The sequence below is a fragment of the Shewanella holmiensis genome (assembly GCF_025370255.1).
In the GTDB taxonomy this organism is placed as follows: domain Bacteria; phylum Pseudomonadota; class Gammaproteobacteria; order Enterobacterales; family Shewanellaceae; genus Shewanella; species Shewanella holmiensis.
In genome coordinates this window covers 1-22,947 of record NZ_JAMTCD010000014.1, presented here as the reverse complement: position 1 = coordinate 22,947, position 22,947 = coordinate 1, and the positions used below count along the sequence as shown (strand labels likewise).

Sequence of the window (22,947 nt, the reverse complement as noted above, 5' to 3'; positions counted from 1 at the left end):
ACAACTATAAAATCAAAGTAACAGCCTCTCATGGAACGAGATAAGTTCAATTTTTGACACGGTTAGAATCTTTATTAGGTTCACCACTTGTTAGCATCGCTTGGGGGCGAAGTATGAATTGGTTTAATAACATGTCCATTTTCAAGAAAGTGGGATTAATTTTTGTATTATCTGTGGTCATTTTTACCGTCAACTTAGCCATCAGCATAGTCGCGATAAACAAAAACCGTGACACGATGAACTTTATGCAAAGTAAAGTGAGTGAACGTGTAGAGCTTGCCAATCAGAACGTAATTTTTGTTCAACGGCTTGACGAGCTATATACCCAGTCAGTGTCATTTGCTGATGAAGATTTACTGACTAATGCCAGTAAAGTGTTTAAGTCTTTAGATAGCAATCTGAATAAATTAAGCGTCATTGATAATAATCAATCCCAAGCATTATCAACCTTGAACCGCGCCTTAAAAGAATACAATGATATGACCTCCGATCTTGCCAGAGGTATGTTAGATGGCAGTATCGATATGAGTCAGGTTGGCCAAATTAGTCAAAAAAAATCAGCCGTATTTGATACATTAACCAACGGTATTAACCAATATAAAGTTGATAAAGTTGATGAGTTTTCATCAACACTTGCCGAGGCAAGTAATCGCTCTGAACAAAGCTTATACCTCACGTTAGGCATTGGTATTGCGTTACTTATCATTATGGCTATTGCGACTATTTCGATTGCGCGTTCAATTAGTGGCTCAGCCAAAGATGTTGCTAATTCATTAGGTGAGCTTGCTGATGGTAAAGGTAATTTACGTCATCAATTGAACGTGAATGGCACAGATGAACTTGGTCAAGTATCAAGTAACTTCAACCGTTTTTTGCGTTTATTAGCCGATTCGATTCAAGGCGTTGTTAGTGTAACTAATCCGTTGTTAGAAAGTGCTAAATCGCTGAAAGATAAAATGTCGTTAGCGACTAAGGCGACGCAACAACAAAGCCAAGATGCTCGCACTGTGCATGTGTCAATGGAAGAGATGCGTCACTCTGTTAATAATATTTCACTCAGTGCTCAGCAAGCTGCTGAAGCGGCACAAGAAGCAGAGCGTGAAGCTACCGCAGGCTTAGCGGTTGTGCAGCGCACCATTAATATCTCCCAAGATTTAAATAAGGGTATTGAACTTGCGTCAAATTCTATTAACGAATTAGCACGAGATACCGAAAGTGTGGGTTCTATTTTAAATGTGATTACGTCAATTGCAGAACAGACCAACTTGCTCGCGTTAAATGCTGCCATTGAGGCGGCTCGTGCTGGTGAGCAAGGTAGAGGCTTTGCAGTAGTGGCTGATGAAGTGCGTGCACTCGCATCTAAAACTGCCGATGCGACCAAAGAAATTCGTGGTGTATTGGAAAGGCTCAAAGGTGCGGCAGAGTCATCAGTGACCACTATGGGGGCGGCGATCACCAAATCATCAGATAACGAGCGATATGCGAAAGATACTGGTGATGCGTTGAAGTCGATTCAAGCGAAAATTGTTAGCATTAACAGCATGAATACCCATATTGCGTCAGCAACGGATCAACAGTCTGTGGTGGCGGAGCAAGTAGGGGGCAATGTGATTGAGATGAATGAATCTTTTGAGCATTCATTAAGTATTTTAGCGGAAGTGCATAATATCTCTCAGGGTTTAGATGACTTCGCTATTCAACTAAAAAATGCCACATCTCAGTTTAAACTCTAGATTAAAGGTACCCATGCAGGTTTAGCTTAAACGGGTATGCGGAACTAATAAAAATGGCGCTCATATGAGCGCCATTTTTTTAGATATCATCTAGGATTAAGGGTTACGCACTAAATCTAATTCTTTTATTAAATTATCAGCATGATCAACTTGATCCATCATCCACAAAATGTAGCGAATATCAACATGCACTGCACGGGTAATGATAGGGTTGAAGAACCAATCTTTTGTAATTGCTTCGTAAGTTGAATCAAAATTTAATCCAACTAATTCGCCTCTGCCGTTAAAGACGGGAGAACCTGAATTACCGCCTGTGGTGTCAACACTAGATAAGAAGTTAACCGGAACAGAGTTAAAATCATTTTTAGTCTCAACACACGACACTAGCTTACACATCCAAGAGCGCGGATCGTTATACACTGACTGAATAGTATGCTTACCGTAATCATTGGTTGCGATAGCGGCTAACAATTTAGCTGGCGCATTATAAGGCTCTTCACCTGTATGTTTTGCCGCTATGCCTTCAAGACGGGTAAAAGGCTGTTTGTATAACGCATCTTTAGATTGGTAACCATCCACCATGCCGTAAGTAATACGTAATGTACGGTTTGCATCAGGATATACTGGCCAGTTGTTTGCTTTGTAATAAGCAATCACGGCTTCCATATACTTTGGACGCGCTTTGGATAGCTTACCATCTAATAGCTTACTGGCTTTTTCAAGGTCCATGTTAGTTGCATGAACATCAACCGCTAAACGAATAAACGGATCGCTACTGGTTTCAAACGCTTCAACAGACTTATCCATCCAAGCCAAACGCGTTGCCTGATCAGTGAGTTCTGTTAATGCATACATGCCATCAACTTTAGCAATAAACTCTTTATGGTTGTTGGCATGTTCTAACGCATTATCAAACACTTTTACTTTTAATGGCTGACCAATATAAGCATTTAAGTCCTGTAACCATAAGGTTTTATCTACTTCAACAGCAAAGCTAGAGTCGATACGTTCGAGTTCTGCGCGGAACATCTTCATGTCACGCTCTTGGTAGCCAGACTCACGTTCGGCATCCGGTTTTTGCTTTTCTTGTGCTAAACGATAAAGCTTTTTAGCGGTAGATAGAAGGGTGCTTGATTGCGCGTTTTCAAAGTAGTAATTGGTTTGAGTTTGCTTTTGTTGCTCAGCCAATAAGGTTTCAAGCTCAGCAATTAACTTTGGGTTAGCCGCTTTATCTTGTTTCAGCCAAGCAAGAAAGTCATCTTCGCGGCTTTGCTTAATCCCAACAATATCGGTAGCTTTAAAACCGTCTAATAGGCCGTTGAGCTTTTTCATACGATTTGACATTGAAGCGATAGTGCCTGCGTACTTAATGGCAATATCTCTATCTGTTTCGCCCATTTGGGTAATGGTGTCAATTTGTAATTGATAGCGAGCGGCATACGTTGGGTACAACCATTCACTGGCAAACTTTAGTTCACTGGTTAAGTTATAACGACTTGTTGAACCTGGGTAACCTGCGGCAAATACGCCATCACCTGCTTTAACGCCATCAGCATTGATTTTTAAATAACTTTTTGGGGTAAAAGGCACATTATCTTCAGAATACACTGCAGGCTTACCATCTTTACCTACATATGCGCGTAAAAAGGTAAAGTCACCTGAATGACGCGGATACTCATAGTTATCAATATCACCACCATAGCCACCGACACTTTCAGGTGGTGCATATACCAAGCGCACATCACGAATGATCAGCTGCTTAATTAGATAATACTCTAAGCCATTGTGGTAACTGTTTACCGAGCATCGGTAGTTATCGTCCGCTTCACACTCTTTAATTAACGCTTTGCTGTTGGTTTGGATCTGTTCATAACGGGTCAGCGGCTCATCACTTAAATTAGCAGTAACCTGTTCAGTGACATTTTTGACATTTTCAGTGATGTATAAACGTTCGTTTGGACCCGCTGACGGTTCATCGGCCATTTTTTTGGCAAGAAAACCATCGGCCAGGTAATTATGTTCTTTTTTGCTGTTATATTGAATGCCACGATAGGCGCAATGATGATTTGTGACAACTAGACCTTGGGGAGATACGAAACTGGCGGTACAATAGCCCAGACTAACCACGGCATTCATGGGGTATTGGCCTAAATCTGCTAGTTGTTTAGCGGGAATTTCAATACCGCGCTCAGTCAGTTTATCGGCAATCGAAGGCATCTGATAGGGTTGCCACTGGCCTTCATCGGCGTAAGCAAAACCCGATGACAACACTAGGGCTGCTATCAATGTAATACGCATGTTTTATCCTTATGTATTTTATTTTTTCCGTATTTTTAGCATCGCCGCTAGGGTAATATTACCTTAGCTAAATTCGACCACGGTGTTATACCATATTTTTTAAAGTCGTTGGAAACTTGGAGTGTCAATGTCGCAACAATCAACCGTATTTAAGGCTAGAAATAGGCAGAAAGATGCCGAAGTCAATGCATTAAAGTTACCCCCTCATTCGATAGAGGCTGAACAGTCTGTATTGGGGGGGCTTATGCTCGATGCGGAAGCCTGGGATCGCGTTGCTGAAGCGGTTGTCGCAGAAGACTTTTATTCACGTTCTCATCGTATGATTTTTCAGGCTATGCAACGCTTAATGGAGCGTGGCCAGCCTATTGATTTAATTACGGTATCTGAACAGTTAGAAATTGAAGATCAACTTGATGATGCAGGTGGTTTTTCTTATCTCGGTGAAATTGCTAAAAATACTCCCAGTGCCGGTAACATTCTGTCGTACGCTCAAATTGTGCGTGAACGCGCCGTTGTAAGAGACATGATTGGTGTTGCCCACGAAATTGCTGATGCAGGTTATAACCCAGAAGGGCGAGACTCTAGCCAACTGCTAGATCTAGCTGAAAGCAAAGTATTTAAAATTGCTGAATCACGAGCCAATTCAAGTGAAGGTCCTGAAGGGATTAAATCGATTCTTGAAAAAACTGTTGATAGAATTGAGCAGCTATACAATAACCCACATAATGGGGTGACAGGGGTTTCCAGTGGTTTTGCTGATCTTGATAAAATGACCTCTGGATTTCAATCCGGAGATTTAGTGATTGTTGCTGCGCGTCCGTCTATGGGTAAAACTACCTTTGCGATGAACCTGTGTGAACAAGCGGCAATGAATGAAGATAAGCCAGTATTAATCTTCAGTTTAGAGATGCCGTCTGAACAAATTATGATGCGTATGCTGGCCTCGTTAGGCCGGGTTGATCAAACCAAAATTCGTACCGGGCAATTGGATGATGAAGATTGGGCCCGTGTGTCTTCAACCATGGGGATTATGCTTGAACAAGGCAAAATGTACATCGATGATAGCTCTGGTTTGACGCCTACAGAAGTGCGCAGCCGAGCCAGACGTATTGCGCGTGAATACGGCGGTTTATCCATGATCATGATCGATTACTTGCAGCTAATGCAGGTGCCAGCGTTAAAAGACAATCGTACCTTAGAAATTTCAGAAATTTCTCGTTCATTAAAAGCCTTAGCCAAAGAGTTGGAAATCCCCGTTGTGGCATTATCTCAGCTTAACCGTTCTTTGGAGCAACGAGCAGATAAGCGTCCAATTAACTCAGACTTACGTGAGTCGGGCGCGATTGAGCAGGATGCTGACCTCATCATGTTTATTTATCGTGATGAGGTTTATCATGATGATTCTGAAGACAAAGGTACGGCTGAGATCATTATTGGTAAACAGCGTAACGGTCCCATCGGACGAGTTAAATTGGCGTTCCAGGGGCACTTCTCGCGATTTGATAACTATGCTGGGCCGCAATTCGAAGAAGATTAACCCAGTAGTATTGAATTGATAACACAAACAGAATTAACAATGGCTTAGCTTTGCGGCCATTCTTTGCTTTTATAAGGCTATATTTTTGAAACCTTTTCCTCGCGCAGAAATCAGTCGTCATGCCTTACAGCACAATCTTGCCAGATTGCGTGAAATCGCACCTCATAGTCAAATTATGGCGGTAGTCAAAGCTAACGGCTATGGCCATGGTCTATTGAATGTTGCCCAATGTGTTGGCAATTATTCTGGCGGGGCTGATGGTTTTGGGTTAGCACGTTTTGAAGAAGCATTAGAACTGCGAGATGGTGGCGTGAAAGGCCGTTTATTATTGCTTGAAGGTTTTTTCCGCGCCTCTGATTTACCGCTTATTGTGGCGCACGATATTGAAACGGTCGTGCATCACGAATCACAAATTGAAATGTTAGAAAAGTCCAGCTTATCAAAGCCTGTGAAAGTTTGGCTTAAAGTGGATTCAGGCATGCACCGTTTAGGGTTCAGTTTGACACAGTTTGCGGATGTTTATCAGCGACTAATGTCTTGCCCATCTGTGGCTAAACCCATTAATTTAATGACCCATTTTGCCTGTGCTGATGAACCGCAAAATCCATTAACTCAAAAGCAAATACAAGCATTCGAAGATCTTATTAAAGGATTAGATGGCGAACGCACCCTAGCCAATTCAGCCGCAACCTTGTTCTGGCCCCATAGCCAAGCCGACTGGATACGACCAGGCATTGCACTTTATGGCGTATCTCCCGTTGTAGGCGATAAAGGGGTCAATCACCAACTTATTCCAGCAATGGAACTGGTATCTAATCTTATTGCAGTTCGCGAGCATAAAGCAGGAGGCACCGTGGGTTATGGTGCTTACTGGCAAGCCAAAGAAGATACCTTACTTGGCGTTGTTGCCATAGGGTATGGCGATGGTTATCCGCGTAATGCTCCTGAAGGCACACCAGTATTAATCAACGGGCGAAGAGTGCCAATCGTTGGGCGTGTTTCTATGGACATGTTGACTGTGGATTTAGGCAAAGATGCGACCGATAACGTCGGTGACAGTGTTCAACTTTGGGGGAAAGATCTGGCTGTAGAAGAAGTTGCTGAACATATTGGCACTATAGCTTATGAGTTAGTGACCAAGTTAACTCCAAGAGTTGTGGTTGAACTTTTATCGTAAAGTTTGCGGAGATGAGATAATGAAACACTGCTTGTATAGTGTCGCGCTATTTTGTTTAGTGGTTGTTGATGCCAATGCTAATTCTGTTGTTGAACCGCTAATTGCTTCACAAGCGCAAAGTACTCAGCACACAGATGCCCTAAGCAAAAATAAAGATCCTGACGCCGAATTTATTGCGCTACCGTTTATTTTCTCTACCGAAACCTTAAGCACTGCAATGGGCGGCGCGGCAGTTATAAAGCATGCTGGCCAGCCTCAAGCCGCAGCGCTTGGGATAGGTTTATACAGTAGTAATGACAGTTGGATAGGTTTTTTAGGGCTATATAATTATCAAATTCCCACCATTGAGCAGTGGCTTTTTTCATTTGAAAGCTATCAAGGCCATTACGAACAGGGCATTTATTTCTTAGATGCTAATGAAACCTCTAATAATCAAACGGAGAAAATCATTTCTGAAGGGGATGAAGGATTTAGCCGTTTACACTTTAAATATATTTTGCCTATTGCAACGGGGGCAAATGGGGCAAAACAGTCTCTGTTAGATCGTCGCGATGATATTAGCTGGAATCCGTTAGCATCCGGTGTCAGTAGCATTAAAATCACGCCTTACACCCAACACCGAAAGTTAGCAGTCAATGATCAGCTTGCTGATAAGGCTCGAGGGGTTGAACTGAAGTTTGAGTGGGATAATCGTGATGCGCAAAATGATAGTAAAGATGGTGGAAAAACCAGCGTTAAAATAAAGCATGGTTTAGCCATCGATGACGACCCTCACTGGACATTGTGGGAGTTTGAGCAAAGTCTTTTTTATGATATTGGCGGCAATGGTTGGTTTGATGAACAAGTGCTTGCTGCAAATGTGTTTGTTGCTGACACTCCCACCTGGAACGACTATGAAAATTCTACCCAAGATTACCGTCGTCCTCCCAGTTTTGCAGGAGTGTATTTAGGTGGATATGACCGTTCAAGAGGTTATTCGTCTAAATCATTTACAGGTAGAAGCGCTGTAAACTATGCGCTTGAATACCGCATAAAACCCCAATGGCAACCACTACAAAATTGGCCAATTTTTAATTTGTACCATATTCCTTGGTGGCAGTGGGTCATGTTTGCCGAGGTCGGTAAGGTGGCGAATGAATTTGACGCCCAGGCATTACATACAGATATGCATCATACCTTTGGTGTGGGTGTGCGATTTGAGGTTGAAAACATTGTAGTAAGAACAGAGTTAGCTTTTGGCTCAGAAGACAGTGAGTTTTGGGTGATGGTGAATCAGCCATTTTAACCATGGCTGATCCACGTCAATGAACGTCAAATGTCTTCAAAACAGATTTCGATAAAAGCCATCCCATGTTCGTGGCTAAAGGGCATTAGAATTTTTTTCCCTTTGGATTTGTGCGAAATCGTATGGTTTTTACCTGACACGACAACGGGTGTAGCCATATCAAAATCGTAGCCTTTATCACTGAGCAGATTTTTTGCACCACCCGTCACCATATTAGTAATCTCACCAACCAAATCGGTAATTTCTTCATTAATGCTGCTAGGTTTTTCACCCAGCATTTTATGCATAATTTCTAAAATGAGAGGTGCTTCAAAGGTAATTGATAATGAGCCTTTGGTTTTTGGACCGACCATACCAATTAAACCTGACACATCACCCTTTGCTATATCGTGATTTTTTAGCTGCGGCTTACCCGGTTTTAAATCCATCGTGGCCATGGTTGATATTACGTTAACTAAAGAAACAAGAAAGGGGTTAATAAATTCAACGTTCATAAAAAACTACTTCCTTATGGGAAAATGCAATGGTGCAATAAAGAGGCATAAGAATAATCACTGTATCACTAAGTTATAGTCTAGAACACCCTAAGGGATTTGGGTATCTGAACCCAAGACTTACATGATATAATTTGGGCCAAGCATCAAAAGATTTTTTACATGTGTCATTTTTAATGGCGATTGAGTTATATCATTCGTGGTTAAATCGGATTTTCGCTTCAGCAATAATGTTTGGTTTTTATGACTTCTACTGCAAAACTTGATCGCACTTTTTCCGTAGCACCTATGCTTGATAGGTAAGATTTTATTTTAAGTATATGATTTGTAATTGCAAATTAAATTAGCGGATTCCTATTGGGTACCTGATTCCTATTCATTCTCTTTTGGATACCTCAATTTTTTAGATTGAATGTGTCTAAAGACAATGCATTTCCTGTATTGTTTTTAGGCTTTTTCTTGCCTGTAAATGATATATAGATGATAATTTCGAGAGTTTACTCGCAAATCAATTCTTTCTATTTTTTAAATATTTTTAGGGACGACTCTTTGGCTATATTAGCATCAAAAGCGCAGGGGCTTTTTGACTCAATTACAGACAAGATTCTTTCTGGCTCAAAGTTTAGTGAGTTTGAGTTTGCTCGACTGTGTGCCGAAGCCAAGAAGTTAGATTCCTATGCCAAAAAGCATGAAGTCCTTGGGTGGGGGCATTCTATCCAAGGAAATAGTGAGCAAGCATTAAAGTGCTATCAAAAAGCACTAAAAAGTAGTCATGCAGATTTTTATACTAAAGCTAATTTTTATAGTTTGTTGAAGCACGAATGTTGCTATCTAAAAGCAATAGAAGTTGGTAATGAACTCATTTTGCAATCTAATCTTCCATCTTTTTTGAATGACGTTTTTCTTGAGCAAATAATTCATTTGAATTTTGACTCAGCTAAAGAAATCTATAATAGGCTAGAAAAAATGAATGCCTTTGATGAGAGTGACGTTGCCAAAGACGCAAAGGCTGAAATGGATTTAGTTCATTCAATGATTGAAGCTAACTTGGCAATAGATAAAGAGAGTTTGAAGCTAGTTGGAAAAATTGCTTTAGAAGTTGCAAGTGAATTGAATTGCCGTGTAGTGGGCAATAGAATTTCTCAATTAAAAGAGTTAGAGCATTTGTCGGTTCAGTATGCGATAAGCGAAAAGCTCTACAGTTCTGAGTTTGTCTATGATTTAAATATCAGATTTATAGAGCGTCTAGTTGAGGATGGTCTCGATGATCTTTCCTTAGTTGTTCAATTTATAAGGGTTTATTCAGAAAGAGATATTTGCATCAATCGATTAAGGACTAACTGATATGGCTATAGCTGGAGAGGACTTTCTTGAATCTGCTAATCGTTCCTTGGATGAGGGTGATGAAGTAGGGTTTAGAAATGCTATAAGTCGATCATACTATGCTATGTATCATAAAGTACTGAGCATTATAACTTCTGATATCCCTAGATACTCAGGTGGTGGAGTGCATTCGAGTTTACTGAGCTACCTGGAACATTCGGCTATAGGTGAACCCTATGACTCAAGAGAAATGAAAAAGTTTTCATATATGCTTAAAGCCTCAAGAGACTTGCGTTGCTTGGCTGATTATGAGATAGGAAGGGATGATATTTCTCGTGTTATGGCGGAAGATGCCTTATTAAGAGCAAAAAAGTTAATTGAACGATGTACAGAGTTAAAAGACGCTGCGTAATATCTAGTTCTATCTGAGCCATTAATTACCTACACTTAGAACTATTCATTTATTGTCCTATTACCATGGTTCCCTGCGTGCTTTTTGCTAGCTAATTTAGGTTCTCCATTAATGCTTGCCTGGTATTATATTTAAGAAATTATTGTAAAATTGAAATATTATATTTTCTTATTATATCAATCATGTAATAGTCTCTACGTCGGTTTTAGCTTAGAAATTAATTGAGTAAAGTATGGGAAGTTTAGTTTGTTTGCTATTTACGTGTGTAGTTTTTCTTATGCTTGGTTTCTCAATAGATGCCGCAGCGATTGCAAGTGTTGGTACTAGTGACTTAAAAAATAGTTCCCCAATCTTTAACGTGTGGCCATTGTTTTTAACTGTTGCGATAGCAGGGTCTTTCGGCGGATTTGTACATGCACTTGAAAGTGATAAAACTCATGTAATAAAAGTTCCTTTTCACGGTGATATTGCTGACTCAGGGATTTGGGGACATATTTTTATTGGTATTTGTGGTGCATTTGTTGCCATAGCTGTAGTTCTTGCTATTTTTGGTTTGGATGTAGAACCTCTTGTTGATAAAACGAAATTTGGTGTGCTTTCGATAAAATTAATGTTCTATATAGCAGGAATTAGTATTGTCGGCGGGTATTCTGGGCTTCCAATAATATCTCTGATCAGTAGTGCTGCATTGAAAAAAGTTCAGAAGCAAGTGGAAGCCCTTGAGAACTCCGATATTGAAAAAAGTATAGAATTAAAAAAGTTCTCTACTGATTTTGCTGCAATACAAGCAGAGTTAGATGCAAAAGTAATTGAGTTGAAAGAAGTAACTGCTAAAAGTGTACTTCTAACAGCAGAAAGCCATGCAAAAAATGGTTTTTTTCTCGAAGCCATTGAAATTATTATAAATGAATATTTACCTGAGCATTCTAATGATCCTAAGGCTTATCATTGGTTAGCATTATGTGAAAAAAGACGAGGAAACTTAAAGGAAGCTCTAAGTTATGTGAGTAAATCTATTGAATTAAAGAAGTCAAGATTAGCTTACTTTAACTTCGCTTGTTACAAAAATTTACTGGACTTCCCTAAAGTCCAAGTTTATGATGCACTTCGTTCAGCTTGGAAGTATGCAGATACTGAAATGGATAGAAACAGATTTTTATCTGGCTTGAAAGAAGACGAAGATTTAGCTAGTCTTAGAGAGAGCGAACAGTTCAAAGCTCTAATCGCTGAATGCGAAGCAAGCTGAAGCAAGCTGAAGCAAGCTAAAGTATAGCTTAATCATTTAAAGTTCGAACAATAGATTTTGGAGATATTATTATGAATAATTTTACAGTAGTTAATACAGTTTTTTCTGACGACTGGCCAAATGTGTAACTTTTTTTGTTTAAGATAAGGCACTTTATAGTGCCTTTTTTGTTTTTAAAGACACTTAATTTTAATATTTAAAACCTTCTTCACTATCTTTCTATTGATTTCATAAACGGTTCCATAAACTGACTTCAATACTGGGTGTAGTCTACACCATTGTCTTAATACTACTTTTATAGTTAAGCACATGGTTTTGAAGCCTTGGCTTTACTAAGCCTACCTATAGTTGTGATGACACGCTATTGCCAGCAAATGTGACTTGTTTTTTCTTTAGATAATTTAGATAAGTTGGATAATGAGGTATTCTATGGATGGAAAATCAGTTTTAATTATGCTGTTATTGGTTTCTTTTGCATCTACTGCAGAGGTTTATAAATGTGCTGATGGCAAATATCAGGCTGAACCTTGTGATAGTGAAAGTATACCTCTAGATCTTAGTAATGTTGGTAGCGTTATTGCTTCACCAACCACGTCAAGTCATGCCCTTTCTTCCAGTTCTCCCATTTCGGATAAAAAATCAGAAGTCAGTTCTTATATTCGCAAGCAACAAATTAAACGTGAAATTTCTACTCTTGAGCAAGAAAGAAGACAAGTGTTTAAAGAACGTGATGCAAAAATTAAGGAGCTTCGTGAACGTGGCCGTTATGCAAATAATAATTTAGCAGGTGCAACCTGGCAGCAAAGCTTGGCCCAAGAAATGACTGCGGTGATGCAACAAGCTGACACTGTAGTGGGCACACTTGACCGCCAAATTAGTTTGCTACGTTCTGAGTTGACTCTGTAATGGTTTTTCGTCCTGTGAGGGTAACCGTTGGAGTAATAGTATTGTTTTCTCTAGTTGCTGTTCTTAACATTTTTGTTTTAGAACCAGCGATTATCTGTGAATATGATTTGACGGACCTTGATTTTGAACAGTTCGCTGTAGGCGCCACTGAGCCTGTCAATATTGATACTTGGTTCGATAAAGAAAAAAACCAGTGGTGTATGTACGAGTAAAATATAGATGAAATTAATTTTGCAGATTGCTGCCGGTGTTTTATTGGCGTTGGGTGTTTTAGTTTTAGGTGCTGCAATTATTGAGCAATATGAAGTTTATAAACTTGAACAGAAGCTAGTAGCGATTAAAGAAGAGCAATTGGCTAAAGAAGCGTTAAGAAAGCGTCAAGCTGAATTGGCTCTTCAACAAAAAATTGAAGCGCGTAAAGTCAAAATTTTAGCCGCTGAAGAAAAGCGTAAAAAAATAGCTATTCAAAATGAACGAAATAAAGCTAAGCATGACGCTTGGATAAAGTTTTTTGAACCGCGTGAAGATTGCCATCAATATCAAAATGATGAACACATGGTTGATTGTGTTGAATATCGTAATAAAAAAAAGAGCGAGTTTGAAAGTCAATACCGCGCAGGTTTATAAAAGTTTTCACTGAAAACAAAATTCAACACCTATTTAGGGTGTTTTTTGTGCATTTAAATATTTTTTCAATCTTTTTTAATTTTTATTAAAAAAATATTAAATGTACAACTTCAACAATAAAGTCTTTCCATTTTTCCAGCTCAACAATAAAACCACTTGACTGTGTAAGTATTACATTTAACGTCAAAAATTACGTAAATATTCCTTTCGTTGTCACAACTCAACTTTAAATTCTTCATAAATTGATTTCAGTGTCATGCTGCAACAATAAGCTATGTTCATTGTCATAACTATACTTTTAATGTACATGATAAGTAATTTTTTACTAATTACATCAAATGCTTGCGTTTGACTTGTTCTGGGTTTTCATTTAGATTTTAAATCAATTCGAATAGAGTAACATTTCATTTTTAGTGTGGGTTTTAGTGCGGTTTGCTATTAGCAAGTATTGGATTGCGAGGAAAATATTTGGATGTATTCTATAAAGATTAGCCCCAAGTGTTCGAGCACGAGGGGCTATGAAAAATCACCACTTTTTGGACATAGGGAAATTCTTCATGAATAGTGTAGAACAATTTATTAGTGATGAGCAACTAGCACAGCTGTTGCCATTTATTCAGTTTAATGATGATAGTGTGAGTTATTGGTGTGTGCCTGATGCTGATTGTTATGAATCGGCCATTGTTCAAGGTTTTTTGATGGGACAGAAGTACTGCAGCTTGCGACAACAACATAAGCGGTTGTCAGTGTCTACTGTCGATATTGTTGAACAAATGACTGAACATGCTCATAAATTTGGGTTTATGTATGCAATAGATTTGTTTTTGTCTAAAAATGATAAAGACATTTAAATATATTTCACCACGCCAGCTACTGCTGGCTTGTTTGATAGTGACTTTTCATTATAGATAGCGCGATTTTATATGGACGCGATTCGCGGTTTTCTTCTATGTCGTAATGACTGAGGGCGGTGTTTGCCGCCTTTTGCTTCATTGTTCTAGCCGCTTTTGATGTTGCCTGTTTACGTGTGCGTGACAGACCTTTTTGTGATAAATATTTTTTTACCTGATATTGGCTTAAACCGAGTTTTGCAGCAACCTGATCACCACTCATGTGTTCATTTATGTAGTAGTGTTCTATTAGGTCGCTGAGTATTAATGCCATAGCTGCACTCATTACTTGCCTTCCTTAGTTAGATTTTCAGCTAGCGTTTTCATGAACTGTTGGCATGAACCGGCCTGATCACGAGGAAGGGCGTACCATTGTTTTAATGCTTCTTTGATAACGTCTGACTTTTTCATGCTGCTTGCCCCTGTATGCGTAGTTTTGAATCGGCGGTGCTGGCAAATAGCTCGGCATCGGCTTGGCTGAAGTTATTAACCTCGATGGCGTTAAAGGTTTTACACATTCCCCAGCCGTTGTAGTTGTTAGGCTTGTAGGTCACTTCAATCTGTTGATGGTCATGCATAAGCGTAAAGAACGGCTCTGATATAGTGACAACACCTTGCCTGGTGCTGAATGTGTTGGTTATTTTGCTCATGCTGCACCGCCCGATAACACTGCTAAGTCCATCTTTGGGTTACCGTTAATTTGATAGCCCGTGATAGGGTGACCAGGTAATCTCACTTGATGGTACTTGTAAGAATGAATAATCGTTCTGCCAATCCCTTTAGCTAGGTTAGTTAATCCATTCCCAAGTGCTTGCCAATAAAGGCAGTCCAGCGCACCGAGTTTTATGGCGATTCCAATTTTGTCACCACTATGCATTTTTATTGGCAATCCCACTTTTTGGGCGCGGTAGTGGCCTAAAATATGGTTAAACGCTGCTTTAGATTTCATTTATGCCACCTTATCCATATGTAGCTTTTGCCAATCCAGTTCTTTGATTTGCTCAACGGTGTTGGCCACTTCTTCTATTCGTTTCATGGCGCGAGATAGGTTTGATTTTTTAACCTCGTTACGAATGGCGGCAACGTTATCTTGATGGCCAGTAACAAAGTGATCATGCAATGCAGCTTTGATGTTGTCTGAGTCAATATTGGTGAGTTGTAACAGCAGCTGCAGGCGTTCGGCGCTTTCACCACCTTGGATAAGGTATTTCATGTTAAGTCCTCTCAACTTATGTAAGTTGTCCATTCCAAAACTTCTTTCTTGGTTTTTGGATTAATGACACCTGTTGGTTTTCGGTATCTAATTTCAATGTCGCGGCACTGTTCTTGTGCTTTGGTTAACTCTGCATATTGCTTAGCTAAACTAGGGGTAGATAAGCCGTGACTCAGTTTTTGAGCTTTCATTTTGGCAAACAGTTCGTCACGGGTTTTAGCTAGTTTTTGCTGGTATTCATCAAGAGTTAGCTCTCGTCTGTTTGGATAAGCACCTGTGAACTTGCTGCATTTTTTGTCTGCTGCCTTCTTAACTAATGTTTCACTCACTCCAAATACAAAGAACATAGAAACCCCCAAAACATTTAAATATGGTTAAGCCGCTTTTGGGCTGTGGATATGGTCTTTTTTGGCTTGGTCGCGTAACTGGTCGAGGTATTCTGCTAAGTCGGTTACGTTGACCATCCAAGTTGATTTATTGCTTTTACCTGCACGAAAAGCGGGTATGGGCAATTTGCCTGCGGCGGCGTAGTTCTTGGCGGTTGCCTCTGAAAGCCCAAAATATTCATCACAAATATCCTTGATTGGGATGACCGCTTTGTTGAACTGGGCCATGAGTAAAAATGCTGTGTTCATTGGCTTACCTTTACATCTTCATCTATGCGGTTTTGTACACTCTGCTTAGTGCGTTGCCAGCCTTTAATTAAGCGCTTCAGGCATGGTGCTTCGTGGGGCCAAGTGCGGATCATGTCTTTGCACTTGGCTATTTCACGGTCGCAATATTCGATTGCGGCGCTCATACACTTGCCCTTAACTGAAATACCGTGCCTGTTTGGTGTAGTGGGGTATTGCGCCAGATGGTGATGCGGCCAGTGTGGTGGTTGTAACGCATGGCGAGGTTGTCACCGAGTTCACCGGCTTGGTTTTCAAACTGGCTGCTGAACAGTTGGCTTGGGTTGCTGTGCATTAATTGGCGTTCAAGTTTTGCTACACGCAATGCAACACGTTCACAGTCCATTGGGTCTTGTTTGGTGGCGAGCAGGCAGGCAAAACGGATACTGACCAGATGGAAGTGTTCCGCACGTTGCTTGTCTGTTGTAGGGGTGTTTGTCAGTATCATTTTGCCGTCCTCAGTTAATTGGGTACGGCCTAAATATAACTTTGGTTAATTAACTCGTCAATAACTTTGGTTAACTATTTTTTCTTTAATTGATTTTTTATAACTTGTATTAAGGTTGGTGTTATAAATAAACTATTGAACTAAGGAAGGTTTATGAGTGTGATTGAAACGTTAAGATCTTCAATTAGAACGGGTGAGATAGTGTCTATTGTTTACCACGGTGGCAGTGTAGTGGCGAATAAAAACTGGCCACTACATTAGGCCTACCAAACTCGTTATTGGACAGAAGTCAGTTAGTGCTCAAGCTCTAAAACTTACGATTCACATTATCATTAGTAATGACTATCTTAAAAAAACAGTATTATATTCACTGAGATATGGATCGGAGTTCATCAGTTTAAGCACAAATGTCCTGCAAACTAACTGCAGGCCTAGAGATAAATATTAATACAGCAAAGTAGATAAAGTTACAAAGCCAGCAACTTCACGATGAAAATTATGTCCTTTACTCTCACAAAGTTTAATAAATTCTCTAGAGTCCCCTTCGTTTGTAAAAAGTAAGATGGTTTTACTCAAATTAAGTTTGTATGCATCAGGGACTCGCCACTCTCGCTCATGTGTCCAATCGACAATATTTGAAGTATCATCCAAGTCAAGGTTTACTATTCTCCAATGTTGGTCTTGCTTCAAATACCTCATGGCTTCTGCGGTTTTGTCATAAATTACAGGCCTTCCTCCATGAGAATATACATCTTCTTTATCAACCAGTAAGCCAATTGGTTCATACCTAATTTTGGCATTTATATTTTTTTCTTCTCTGTATTTTTGTTCGTACCAACAGTTTTGGCAGATAGCATCAAGTGGTGCATCTTGAAAACATGCCGCTTTCCTGCTGCCAATTACATACCCTTCGCTATCGCTCCCTTTTATTTCCCCGCTCTCTAATATTTGAAATAAGACTTCCATTTCACTAAACGTACTAGTCGGTTTTGTTAAATGTACCAACCTAGTAGAGAGGTCAGAGCGTTCTGCAAACCTTGTTACCCATGACTCTAAATTGTAGCCCATATAAACATCCTGTTTGATTTCAATTGTTAAGGCTAAATGTTACTCAACCCTGATAAATCAGTAACATAACGAGATTTGGAGACAATATCAACGGTTGAGATAGCAAAGATAGGACAAGCATGACTTATGGACTATGCAAAAAAACTTTCACATTAGTTTTTCTATAGCCAAAGTTTACTTGTGCTATTTACCATTTAGATTTGTAAAAATGATTTTGGGGCAGAAACGTTTTAGGCATGCCCCTCTTTTTGACAAAATAATGTTGGTTTATATTAAAGCAATACCGAATACCAAAACACTTTACCGATGATCTTAATCTGTTTAAGGTCATCGCCTTCGTAGCGTTCATCTGGCCACTCGTCGATGTTAAAGCTGCGAAGGCGCAAACCGCCACCTGGTAACTTGTATAAAGTTTTTACCCGCAACATACCATCGTGATTAATGGCATACATTTTACCGTCGATTACGTCTGTTTGGGATGTATCAACGCCAACGGTTGAACCATTTGGTAATACCGGCTCCATGCTGTTACCGCTAACACGCACACATGCTGCCTTGGTGGAGTCAACACTAGATTTTCGCAATGTAGATTTTGCAAAGCGAAGTTTTGGACCATGATATTCGCTAGTCTCCGTAATGCCGTGTCCTGCGGCTAATTCTACTTCCATATAAAACGGTATCTCTACTTCATCATCATTTAGTGGGGTGTTGCTGTCCCATGTTTCCATTGGGCCTGCCCATTCCGCATTGCTCGATGGTGCAGGGTTCTTCGTTCCATACATTAACTCTTCTGCAGTGCAACCTAATACACCTGCTATAGCAACTAACTTCGAAGATTCTTTTGCTTTACCAGAAATGAGTTTGTGCACCATCACCTGTGAGATGTTGGCGCGTTCTGCTAGTTCCTTTTGGGTTAAACCAGAAGCCTTTAGCTTGTTTTGGATGTTTTGGGCGAGTGTTTTCATAAGTTAATTATATTACTTAGGTTATAACCTTGCACACTAACCAAAGTTAATTTTATTGTTGAGTTTAATTAACTTTGGTTATATTATGATTTTGGTTAATTATTATTTGGAGTTTATATGAAGACAGCTGCCGCAATTTCTCATTTTGGTAGCCAAGGTGCGTTAGCTAAAGCACTGAATGTTTCTCAGCCTGCAATTTCTAAGTGGGGCGAAGAGGTACCTATTCTTCGAGCTTATCAAATAGAGGTTTTAACGCAGGGGAAACTAAAGGTTACGTCACCATTACTTGGATCGTCCATCAGCTCTGCTGCTTAGTTTTACTTTATAGGATTGTGAGGATTTAGCATGAAACAAGTATCACGTTTAGATTTATTGATGAAAGCCATTAATGCCTGGCTTGAGTTACCCAAAGTGAGCCGTTCGGCGTTGGCTACTGCGGTTGTGCAGGCGGTTGATGAACTAAAGCTGGCGACGGTATTGGCAAAAGAGGGGATTACGTTTACCCATTCTGATGATATTTACAATGATGCCCGGGTTAATGCGCAAAAGATTTTCCGTTGGCTTGGGCAGTATGCAGACCAAAATGCAGTGCCAGAGCGGTTATTTTTTGTTGAACAAGCGCTGTTGGCGGCTATGCCGGTTGATTTACGCATTGGCTATTTAAACGATGTTTACAACATGGTGGGCGTAACTGTGGTGGTTGATCACGTTAGTGACGGCTTGGCACTTAGCAGTAACGACATTGCGGCAACGTTAACTAAAGAGAATTGCGAAGCGCAAATAGCGGTGATTCGTTTGGGTGTTGCACCTACTCGACATGAGATTGAGCAAGCTTATCGTGAATTACGTGAGTCGCGCGGCACCACGCAAGCGGCTATGGATGTGTTTGAGCGTAGTTATCCGTATTTGTCGAATACTTCTATTAAGTCGGTTGGTTAGTTATGGCTGATAACGTTGATGATGCTAGCGACATGATTGAACTGCATTTAGCGGCCGAGCTGGCAAAAGCGAAACCCAATTTACCGCCATTAACGGGCAGTTGTTATTACTGTGATGCGTTAACTGATGAACGCTTTTGTGATGCTGATTGCCGCGATGATTACGAGCGCTTACAGCGCAGTGTGCAGATGCGAAAGCGAGGTTGATATGACTCAGTTAAGTGATAACAGTTTGGTTGAAAAGAAAGAGAAGTGGGTTATTGAAAAAACGGGCGAAAAATATCATTTCACCCGATGGTTGGGTGATCAGGTGCACGAGAGCTATGCACCAGTCTCACAAGACGTTGCGGGTATTTATGCGGCGGCTATTGTCCAAGGTTTTCAACCACCACGTTGTTTGAGCTATCTCGATAAACTTGTTGGTTAAATTCTACTTGGAGTAGCGTTGGTGAGCGCTGTTTTAATCGGTTGAAATCGAGCATTGAGAAGTCAAGCTGCATGTTATCTGGATAGTGGCTGAGCATTTCTCTGAACTCGCCAACTGTTATTGATGGTTTGTATCGTTCCATGATTCATCCTTGATGGTGCTGTTATGAATTTAAAAATAAGAAAGCCCGCTGAAGTTTGGCGACTGAGTGCGGGCTTAATACCTACAGAGAGAGTGAGGCAAAGACATGTTACTCAAGCATTTGTGTTTCGTCAATTTAGCGTTTGCTGAGTTGGTTTTGTGGGGATTGCGCCCATGAGTATGGAATTAATGGTTAAGGCCATGAAAGCGAAGGTGGGCAATCCGCTGCGCAAGTTGGTTTTACTTAAACTGGCTGATAATGCGAATGACCAAGGCGAGTGTTGGCCTAGTTATAATTACATTGCTGAGCAGTGCGAAATGAGCCGTCGTAGCGTGATGGACCATGTTAAAAAACTTGAAACGTCAGGTTTTTTACGTCGTGAATATCGCAAGGGTATTAAGGGTAATTCATCTAATGTTTTTCATCTTAATTTTGATGAAAATACAGGTTTAGGTGGTGAATCTGCTGCACTACCTAGTGAATCTGTCGCACTACCCCCTAGTGAATCTGTCGCACTACCCCCTAGTGAATCTCCTGCACTACCTAGTGAATCTGCTGCACTACCCCTAGTGAATCTCCTGCACCCAGAACCAGTCACTTTAGAACCAGTCAATGAATCTTTAAAAGATTTAGTCACCACATCAAAAAATTCAGCTTTGGATTTTTCAAAATGGCCTGCGTTGCCAAGCGAGCAAGTTTTTAAAGACTGGTTAGCCGTTCGTAAGCAGAAAAGGGCCAAGTTAACCCAAACGGCGGTTGATCGCCTGGCACCTGATTTGATTAGCGCGGCTGGTGTGGGCTTAAGCGTTGATGATGTGTTGGGGCTGTGTGTTGAGCGTTGCTGGATTGCGTTTAAGTTTGATTGGCTGGTTAACGCTGGCTTGGTTGCTAAGCAGGCGGTTAGGGCTGATTGGTCTTATGCCGTTTTTGACCCAGAGGACCCGTTGATATGAAGTCGATTCAATCAGTGATTAATTCAACGCAGGTGGGAATACCCAGCGCTGGCCGCGCTAAAAAGCAGCCATCGGCTATGGATATGGCGATTGTTGACAGTGTGTTTGCCAAGTTGCGGGTGTTGTTTCCGGTTGGTGCGCCAAAGGTTGAGGATGAGGCCGCACATAAATCCGAGTGGCTTAAGACTTTGGCATTGCAAGATGTTCGCACCAAAGAACAAGTGCAAATGGGGTTGAACAGGGCAAGGCGTGAGCAGGGTGATAGACAGTTTTGGCCAACGCCACGCCAGTTTGCGTTGTGGTGCCAACCTACGGCTTGTGATTATGGTTTACCTGATTTGCAATCCGCTTACCGTGAGGCCAAGAAGCATTATCACAATCCGATGCATCACAAGTGGAGCCATGATGTTGTTCGTTTGGCTGTGCGTGAGTGTGGCTCGTGGTTGTTTGCGACGGGGTTTGAAAAAGATGTGTTAACCATGTTTACCCGCCAGTATGAGATTTTATGCCGCAAGTTTGCTAAGGGTGAGTTGGTTGATGTTCAGTTGCCAAAAGCGTTGCCGACTCGTGCCACCCGTCGCATAGAACCTGCAGAGGGTAAGGCATTTGTGGCGAAGTTTAGACGTCAACTGGGTTTGAGGAGTGCTAACGATGAATAAGCCTGTTTTGAATAAACCGTTAACTCAAAAAGAGCGTTTGTGTCGTGTGTTGAGTCAAGGCCGTTTTTTAACGCTGTATGAAATTCAGCAGCAATGTTTTGAACGCTTTGGTGTGCATGATAGCGAAACCGCGTTAAGTGCCAGATGGCGTGAGTTGCCAAACTCAGTTAAGCAAAAGCGCCGTCGTGATAAGTGTGCCGCTTGGGAATACAGGATGGTTGCTTGATGTCTTCTGGTGTTGAACTGGGCAAGTTTAGTGATGCTGCTTTGCGACGTTGGTTACGTGGTGGTGTGATGCGTGATTTTCGTGATCCTCAGTTTCCTGAAATTCGTTTACGTGCTGCAGCTGGGCGTGAACGGGCTAGCGTGTTTTTGGTTGTAAATGAAAACGGTAAAACGGTTTGGGAAAAGTTAGGCACTTGGCCAAGCATGTGCATTAAGACTTTGTGTGCTGATTTACCGGTGATGTTGGCTAAACGCAATGTGGGCGGCATGGTGATGGGCCAGTTTGATTCTGTTGGCAGTTTGCTTGAGTGGTACCAGGAACACATTGCCAATAACACGACTTACAGCAAAAGTTGGCGCAGCAATGTTAAGTCGATGATTAAGTGTCATTTGTTGCCTAGATTGGCTGATGTTCGTTTAGCGAATGTGAGTTTTATTTCGATTGACGTGAGTTTGGTTAAGCCGATGTTGGTTGAGGGGTTTTCGCCTAAGTACATTCGTGAGGCGGTGAATAAGCTAAAAGCGGTGTTTGCTGCAGCGTCTAAGCTGCGTTTGATTAATGCTAATCCGTTAGCGGGTTATCGGGTAACGTATTCCATCAAGGTGGGTGATGTGGTTGATACTCGGTTGTTTGAGTCTGATTTAGCGACATTGTTTACTCGTTTAGGCGCCGTGGTGATGCCGGTGCAGATGTTGTTTGTGTTGATGATGATGTTTGGTACTCGCATTAACGAGACTCGATTAGCGCGATGGGAACACTTTGCGGGTGATTATTGGGTGATACCAGCCAGTAATGCCAAGAATAACCAAGAGCATCGAGTGCCTATGACCGAGTCAGCTAAGGCACTTATTGAGCATTATAAACGTTGGCAGCTTAAGCATGTGGGTAAACGGGCGTATTTGTTCCCTGGCAATATTGGCGCTATTTCAATTCGTTCTGCTCATGATTGGCATACTCAGATTAGGTTTAAGCATTTCACTAGCCATGACTTACGCCGTCTATTTAGAACCATCGTTGCTGACCTAGGTGTCGATACCATGATTGGTGAACGATTGCTTAATCATGCCTTGCCTGTGTTGCTGCGTAAGTATGTTAAATCAACCCTAGATAAGGGCATGAGCCAAGCGTTAGACCAATATCATCAATATTTAATTTATCGTGGGTTTTCTTCTGTTGCGCCCGAGATATTGCCTAGATCGTCAGTGGAAGTTGGGAGTGGTCAAACCCTGACTGCCAGTGGGTGGCTGTGATGATCACTGCATCATTATTAGTAGAATATGCAATTAGAGGTTTTTGGGGGCGAAATGGC

31 protein-coding genes are annotated in these 22,947 nt (G+C 40.9%); 18 read left to right on the top strand and 13 right to left on the bottom strand.

What is annotated here, in order from left to right:
• The first annotated feature begins 113 nt into the window (after window positions 1-113).
• Window positions 114-1,733 (top strand): methyl-accepting chemotaxis protein, encoded by a 1,620-nt coding sequence (locus NE535_RS11615; protein WP_261298807.1) that lies wholly within the window; start codon window positions 114-116, stop codon window positions 1,731-1,733.
• Window positions 1,734-1,829: 96 nt separating this feature from the next.
• On the opposite strand, the gene NE535_RS11610 is transcribed toward NE535_RS11615, so the two are convergent.
• The gene (locus tag NE535_RS11610; RefSeq protein WP_261298806.1) at window positions 1,830-4,031 is read right to left on the bottom strand and encodes a S46 family peptidase; all 2,202 of its coding nucleotides are present in this window, start codon (window positions 4,029-4,031) and stop codon (window positions 1,830-1,832) included.
• A gap of 127 nt (window positions 4,032-4,158) precedes the next feature.
• Between NE535_RS11610 and dnaB the strand changes: the two genes are divergently transcribed.
• The 3 genes from dnaB (at window position 4,159) to NE535_RS11595 (ending at window position 8,030) form a co-directional block, all read left to right on the top strand.
• A complete protein-coding gene (gene dnaB / locus NE535_RS11605; RefSeq protein WP_261298805.1) occupies window positions 4,159-5,568 on the top strand; it encodes a replicative DNA helicase in 1,410 nt (469 codons plus the stop codon).
• Window positions 5,569-5,653: 85 nt separating this feature from the next.
• On the top strand, window positions 5,654-6,745 hold the full coding sequence (gene alr, locus NE535_RS11600) for an alanine racemase (RefSeq protein ID WP_261298804.1): 1,092 nt from the start codon (window positions 5,654-5,656) through the stop codon (window positions 6,743-6,745).
• A 19-nt stretch (window positions 6,746-6,764) separates the two neighbouring features.
• Window positions 6,765-8,030 carry a BamA/TamA family outer membrane protein gene (locus tag NE535_RS11595; protein WP_261298803.1) on the top strand — a complete coding sequence of 422 codons (1,266 nt, stop codon included), beginning with the start codon at window positions 6,765-6,767 and terminating at the stop codon, window positions 8,028-8,030.
• Between the two features lie 26 nt (window positions 8,031-8,056).
• Here the strand turns inward: NE535_RS11595 and NE535_RS11590 are convergent, their stop codons facing one another.
• Window positions 8,057-8,524 (bottom strand): chemotaxis protein CheX, encoded by a 468-nt coding sequence (locus NE535_RS11590; protein WP_261298802.1) that lies wholly within the window; start codon window positions 8,522-8,524, stop codon window positions 8,057-8,059.
• Between the two features lie 549 nt (window positions 8,525-9,073).
• On the opposite strand from NE535_RS11590, the gene NE535_RS11585 reads away from it, so the two are divergent.
• The 6 genes from NE535_RS11585 to NE535_RS11560 all read left to right on the top strand — a co-directional run bounded on the left by NE535_RS11585 (window position 9,074) and on the right by NE535_RS11560 (window position 13,889).
• Window positions 9,074-9,868: a hypothetical protein gene (locus tag NE535_RS11585; protein ID WP_261298801.1), complete on the top strand. Its 795-nt coding sequence runs from the start codon at window positions 9,074-9,076 to the stop codon at window positions 9,866-9,868.
• 1 nt (window position 9,869) lies between these two features.
• A complete protein-coding gene (locus NE535_RS11580) occupies window positions 9,870-10,259 on the top strand; it encodes a HEPN domain-containing protein (protein WP_261298800.1) in 390 nt (129 codons plus the stop codon).
• 232 nt (window positions 10,260-10,491) lie between these two features.
• The gene (locus NE535_RS11575) at window positions 10,492-11,505 is read left to right on the top strand and encodes a hypothetical protein (protein ID WP_261298799.1); all 1,014 of its coding nucleotides are present in this window, start codon (window positions 10,492-10,494) and stop codon (window positions 11,503-11,505) included.
• 429 nt (window positions 11,506-11,934) lie between these two features.
• Window positions 11,935-12,411, top strand: a complete 477-nt coding sequence (locus NE535_RS11570) for a hypothetical protein (protein WP_261298798.1) — start codon at window positions 11,935-11,937, stop codon at window positions 12,409-12,411.
• Between the two features lie 219 nt (window positions 12,412-12,630).
• Window positions 12,631-13,038, top strand: a complete 408-nt coding sequence (locus NE535_RS11565; protein WP_261298797.1) for a hypothetical protein — start codon at window positions 12,631-12,633, stop codon at window positions 13,036-13,038.
• Window positions 13,039-13,595: 557 nt separating this feature from the next.
• The gene (locus NE535_RS11560; protein WP_261298796.1) at window positions 13,596-13,889 is read left to right on the top strand and encodes a hypothetical protein; all 294 of its coding nucleotides are present in this window, start codon (window positions 13,596-13,598) and stop codon (window positions 13,887-13,889) included.
• Between the two features lie 19 nt (window positions 13,890-13,908).
• Here the strand turns inward: NE535_RS11560 and NE535_RS11555 are convergent, their stop codons facing one another.
• The 11 genes from NE535_RS11555 to NE535_RS11505 form a co-directional block, all read right to left on the bottom strand.
• A complete protein-coding gene (locus NE535_RS11555) occupies window positions 13,909-14,214 on the bottom strand; it encodes a hypothetical protein (RefSeq protein ID WP_261298795.1) in 306 nt (101 codons plus the stop codon).
• A complete protein-coding gene (locus NE535_RS11550) occupies window positions 14,214-14,339 on the bottom strand; it encodes a hypothetical protein (RefSeq protein WP_261298794.1) in 126 nt (41 codons plus the stop codon). Before NE535_RS11550 ends, NE535_RS11555 begins: the two co-directional genes overlap by 1 nt.
• Window positions 14,336-14,578 (bottom strand): hypothetical protein, encoded by a 243-nt coding sequence (locus NE535_RS11545; RefSeq protein ID WP_261298793.1) that lies wholly within the window; start codon window positions 14,576-14,578, stop codon window positions 14,336-14,338. The genes NE535_RS11550 and NE535_RS11545 overlap by 4 nt, the downstream gene beginning before the upstream one ends.
• Window positions 14,575-14,877 (bottom strand): hypothetical protein, encoded by a 303-nt coding sequence (locus NE535_RS11540; protein WP_261298792.1) that lies wholly within the window; start codon window positions 14,875-14,877, stop codon window positions 14,575-14,577. Before NE535_RS11540 ends, NE535_RS11545 begins: the two co-directional genes overlap by 4 nt.
• Complete coding sequence (locus NE535_RS11535; RefSeq protein ID WP_261298791.1) at window positions 14,878-15,141, bottom strand: PapB/FocB family fimbrial expression transcriptional regulator; 264 nt, start codon at window positions 15,139-15,141, stop codon at window positions 14,878-14,880.
• Window positions 15,142-15,152: 11 nt separating this feature from the next.
• Window positions 15,153-15,488 carry a hypothetical protein gene (locus tag NE535_RS11530; RefSeq protein WP_261298790.1) on the bottom strand — a complete coding sequence of 112 codons (336 nt, stop codon included), beginning with the start codon at window positions 15,486-15,488 and terminating at the stop codon, window positions 15,153-15,155.
• Window positions 15,489-15,515: 27 nt separating this feature from the next.
• On the bottom strand, window positions 15,516-15,776 hold the full coding sequence (locus NE535_RS11525; RefSeq protein WP_261298789.1) for a pyocin activator PrtN family protein: 261 nt from the start codon (window positions 15,774-15,776) through the stop codon (window positions 15,516-15,518).
• Window positions 15,773-15,940 carry a hypothetical protein gene (locus tag NE535_RS11520; protein ID WP_261298788.1) on the bottom strand — a complete coding sequence of 56 codons (168 nt, stop codon included), beginning with the start codon at window positions 15,938-15,940 and terminating at the stop codon, window positions 15,773-15,775. The genes NE535_RS11525 and NE535_RS11520 overlap by 4 nt, the downstream gene beginning before the upstream one ends.
• Window positions 15,937-16,260, bottom strand: coding sequence for a hypothetical protein (locus NE535_RS11515; RefSeq protein WP_261298787.1), 324 nt, complete (start codon window positions 16,258-16,260; stop codon window positions 15,937-15,939). Before NE535_RS11515 ends, NE535_RS11520 begins: the two co-directional genes overlap by 4 nt.
• 444 nt (window positions 16,261-16,704) lie before the next feature.
• Complete coding sequence (locus tag NE535_RS11510; protein ID WP_261298786.1) at window positions 16,705-17,328, bottom strand: hypothetical protein; 624 nt, start codon at window positions 17,326-17,328, stop codon at window positions 16,705-16,707.
• Between the two features lie 272 nt (window positions 17,329-17,600).
• Complete coding sequence (locus tag NE535_RS11505; protein ID WP_261298785.1) at window positions 17,601-18,293, bottom strand: XRE family transcriptional regulator; 693 nt, start codon at window positions 18,291-18,293, stop codon at window positions 17,601-17,603.
• A gap of 117 nt (window positions 18,294-18,410) precedes the next feature.
• Between NE535_RS11505 and NE535_RS11500 the strand changes: the two genes are divergently transcribed.
• The 8 genes from NE535_RS11500 (at window position 18,411) to NE535_RS11465 (ending at window position 22,888) form a co-directional block, all read left to right on the top strand.
• On the top strand, window positions 18,411-18,608 hold the full coding sequence (locus tag NE535_RS11500) for a Cro/CI family transcriptional regulator (protein WP_261298784.1): 198 nt from the start codon (window positions 18,411-18,413) through the stop codon (window positions 18,606-18,608).
• Between the two features lie 30 nt (window positions 18,609-18,638).
• A complete protein-coding gene (locus NE535_RS11495) occupies window positions 18,639-19,232 on the top strand; it encodes a hypothetical protein (protein ID WP_261298783.1) in 594 nt (197 codons plus the stop codon).
• 2 nt (window positions 19,233-19,234) lie between these two features.
• Window positions 19,235-19,438 carry a hypothetical protein gene (locus NE535_RS11490; protein WP_261298782.1) on the top strand — a complete coding sequence of 68 codons (204 nt, stop codon included), beginning with the start codon at window positions 19,235-19,237 and terminating at the stop codon, window positions 19,436-19,438.
• Window position 19,439: 1 nt separating this feature from the next.
• The gene (locus NE535_RS11485; RefSeq protein ID WP_261298781.1) at window positions 19,440-19,658 is read left to right on the top strand and encodes a hypothetical protein; all 219 of its coding nucleotides are present in this window, start codon (window positions 19,440-19,442) and stop codon (window positions 19,656-19,658) included.
• 315 nt (window positions 19,659-19,973) lie between these two features.
• Window positions 19,974-20,753: a helix-turn-helix domain-containing protein gene (locus NE535_RS11480; RefSeq protein WP_261298780.1), complete on the top strand. Its 780-nt coding sequence runs from the start codon at window positions 19,974-19,976 to the stop codon at window positions 20,751-20,753.
• Window positions 20,750-21,412, top strand: a complete 663-nt coding sequence (locus NE535_RS11475) for a replication protein P (RefSeq protein ID WP_261298779.1) — start codon at window positions 20,750-20,752, stop codon at window positions 21,410-21,412. The genes NE535_RS11480 and NE535_RS11475 overlap by 4 nt, the downstream gene beginning before the upstream one ends.
• The gene (locus NE535_RS11470) at window positions 21,405-21,638 is read left to right on the top strand and encodes a hypothetical protein (RefSeq protein ID WP_261298778.1); all 234 of its coding nucleotides are present in this window, start codon (window positions 21,405-21,407) and stop codon (window positions 21,636-21,638) included. Before NE535_RS11475 ends, NE535_RS11470 begins: the two co-directional genes overlap by 8 nt.
• Entirely contained in the window at window positions 21,638-22,888 is a 1,251-nt protein-coding gene (locus NE535_RS11465) for a tyrosine-type recombinase/integrase (protein ID WP_261298777.1), read from the top strand. The genes NE535_RS11470 and NE535_RS11465 overlap by 1 nt, the downstream gene beginning before the upstream one ends.
• Window positions 22,889-22,947: the final 59 nt, after the last annotated feature.

Excerpts from the sequence above, each read along its gene's own strand:
- NE535_RS11550 (WP_261298794.1), bottom strand. The coding sequence starts at position 14,339 with ATGAAAAAGTCAGACGTTATCAAAGAAGCATTAAAACAATGGTACGCC.
- NE535_RS11545 (WP_261298793.1), bottom strand. The coding sequence starts at position 14,578 with ATGAGCAAAATAACCAACACATTCAGCACCAGGCAAGGTGTTGTCACT.
- NE535_RS11500 (WP_261298784.1), top strand. The coding sequence starts at position 18,411 with ATGAAGACAGCTGCCGCAATTTCTCATTTTGGTAGCCAAGGTGCGTTA.
- dnaB (WP_261298805.1), top strand. The coding sequence starts at position 4,159 with ATGTCGCAACAATCAACCGTATTTAAGGCTAGAAATAGGCAGAAAGAT.
- NE535_RS11575 (WP_261298799.1), top strand. The coding sequence starts at position 10,492 with ATGGGAAGTTTAGTTTGTTTGCTATTTACGTGTGTAGTTTTTCTTATG.
- NE535_RS11615 (WP_261298807.1), top strand. The coding sequence starts at position 114 with ATGAATTGGTTTAATAACATGTCCATTTTCAAGAAAGTGGGATTAATT.
- NE535_RS11535 (WP_261298791.1), bottom strand. The coding sequence starts at position 15,141 with ATGAAATACCTTATCCAAGGTGGTGAAAGCGCCGAACGCCTGCAGCTG.
- NE535_RS11495 (WP_261298783.1), top strand. The coding sequence starts at position 18,639 with ATGAAACAAGTATCACGTTTAGATTTATTGATGAAAGCCATTAATGCC.
- NE535_RS11520 (WP_261298788.1), bottom strand. The coding sequence starts at position 15,940 with ATGAGCGCCGCAATCGAATATTGCGACCGTGAAATAGCCAAGTGCAAA.
- NE535_RS11565 (WP_261298797.1), top strand. The coding sequence starts at position 12,631 with ATGAAATTAATTTTGCAGATTGCTGCCGGTGTTTTATTGGCGTTGGGT.
- NE535_RS11540 (WP_261298792.1), bottom strand. The coding sequence starts at position 14,877 with ATGAAATCTAAAGCAGCGTTTAACCATATTTTAGGCCACTACCGCGCC.
- NE535_RS11610 (WP_261298806.1), bottom strand. The coding sequence starts at position 4,031 with ATGCGTATTACATTGATAGCAGCCCTAGTGTTGTCATCGGGTTTTGCT.
- NE535_RS11595 (WP_261298803.1), top strand. The coding sequence starts at position 6,765 with ATGAAACACTGCTTGTATAGTGTCGCGCTATTTTGTTTAGTGGTTGTT.
- NE535_RS11485 (WP_261298781.1), top strand. The coding sequence starts at position 19,440 with ATGACTCAGTTAAGTGATAACAGTTTGGTTGAAAAGAAAGAGAAGTGG.
- NE535_RS11480 (WP_261298780.1), top strand. The coding sequence starts at position 19,974 with ATGAGTATGGAATTAATGGTTAAGGCCATGAAAGCGAAGGTGGGCAAT.
- NE535_RS11530 (WP_261298790.1), bottom strand. The coding sequence starts at position 15,488 with ATGTTCTTTGTATTTGGAGTGAGTGAAACATTAGTTAAGAAGGCAGCA.
- NE535_RS11560 (WP_261298796.1), top strand. The coding sequence starts at position 13,596 with ATGAATAGTGTAGAACAATTTATTAGTGATGAGCAACTAGCACAGCTG.
- NE535_RS11465 (WP_261298777.1), top strand. The coding sequence starts at position 21,638 with ATGTCTTCTGGTGTTGAACTGGGCAAGTTTAGTGATGCTGCTTTGCGA.
- NE535_RS11510 (WP_261298786.1), bottom strand. The coding sequence starts at position 17,328 with ATGGGCTACAATTTAGAGTCATGGGTAACAAGGTTTGCAGAACGCTCT.
- NE535_RS11515 (WP_261298787.1), bottom strand. The coding sequence starts at position 16,260 with ATGATACTGACAAACACCCCTACAACAGACAAGCAACGTGCGGAACAC.
- NE535_RS11580 (WP_261298800.1), top strand. The coding sequence starts at position 9,870 with ATGGCTATAGCTGGAGAGGACTTTCTTGAATCTGCTAATCGTTCCTTG.
- NE535_RS11475 (WP_261298779.1), top strand. The coding sequence starts at position 20,750 with ATGAAGTCGATTCAATCAGTGATTAATTCAACGCAGGTGGGAATACCC.
- NE535_RS11590 (WP_261298802.1), bottom strand. The coding sequence starts at position 8,524 with ATGAACGTTGAATTTATTAACCCCTTTCTTGTTTCTTTAGTTAACGTA.
- NE535_RS11570 (WP_261298798.1), top strand. The coding sequence starts at position 11,935 with ATGGATGGAAAATCAGTTTTAATTATGCTGTTATTGGTTTCTTTTGCA.
- NE535_RS11505 (WP_261298785.1), bottom strand. The coding sequence starts at position 18,293 with ATGAAAACACTCGCCCAAAACATCCAAAACAAGCTAAAGGCTTCTGGT.
- NE535_RS11525 (WP_261298789.1), bottom strand. The coding sequence starts at position 15,776 with ATGAACACAGCATTTTTACTCATGGCCCAGTTCAACAAAGCGGTCATC.
- NE535_RS11470 (WP_261298778.1), top strand. The coding sequence starts at position 21,405 with ATGAATAAGCCTGTTTTGAATAAACCGTTAACTCAAAAAGAGCGTTTG.
- NE535_RS11490 (WP_261298782.1), top strand. The coding sequence starts at position 19,235 with ATGGCTGATAACGTTGATGATGCTAGCGACATGATTGAACTGCATTTA.
- NE535_RS11555 (WP_261298795.1), bottom strand. The coding sequence starts at position 14,214 with ATGAGTGCAGCTATGGCATTAATACTCAGCGACCTAATAGAACACTAC.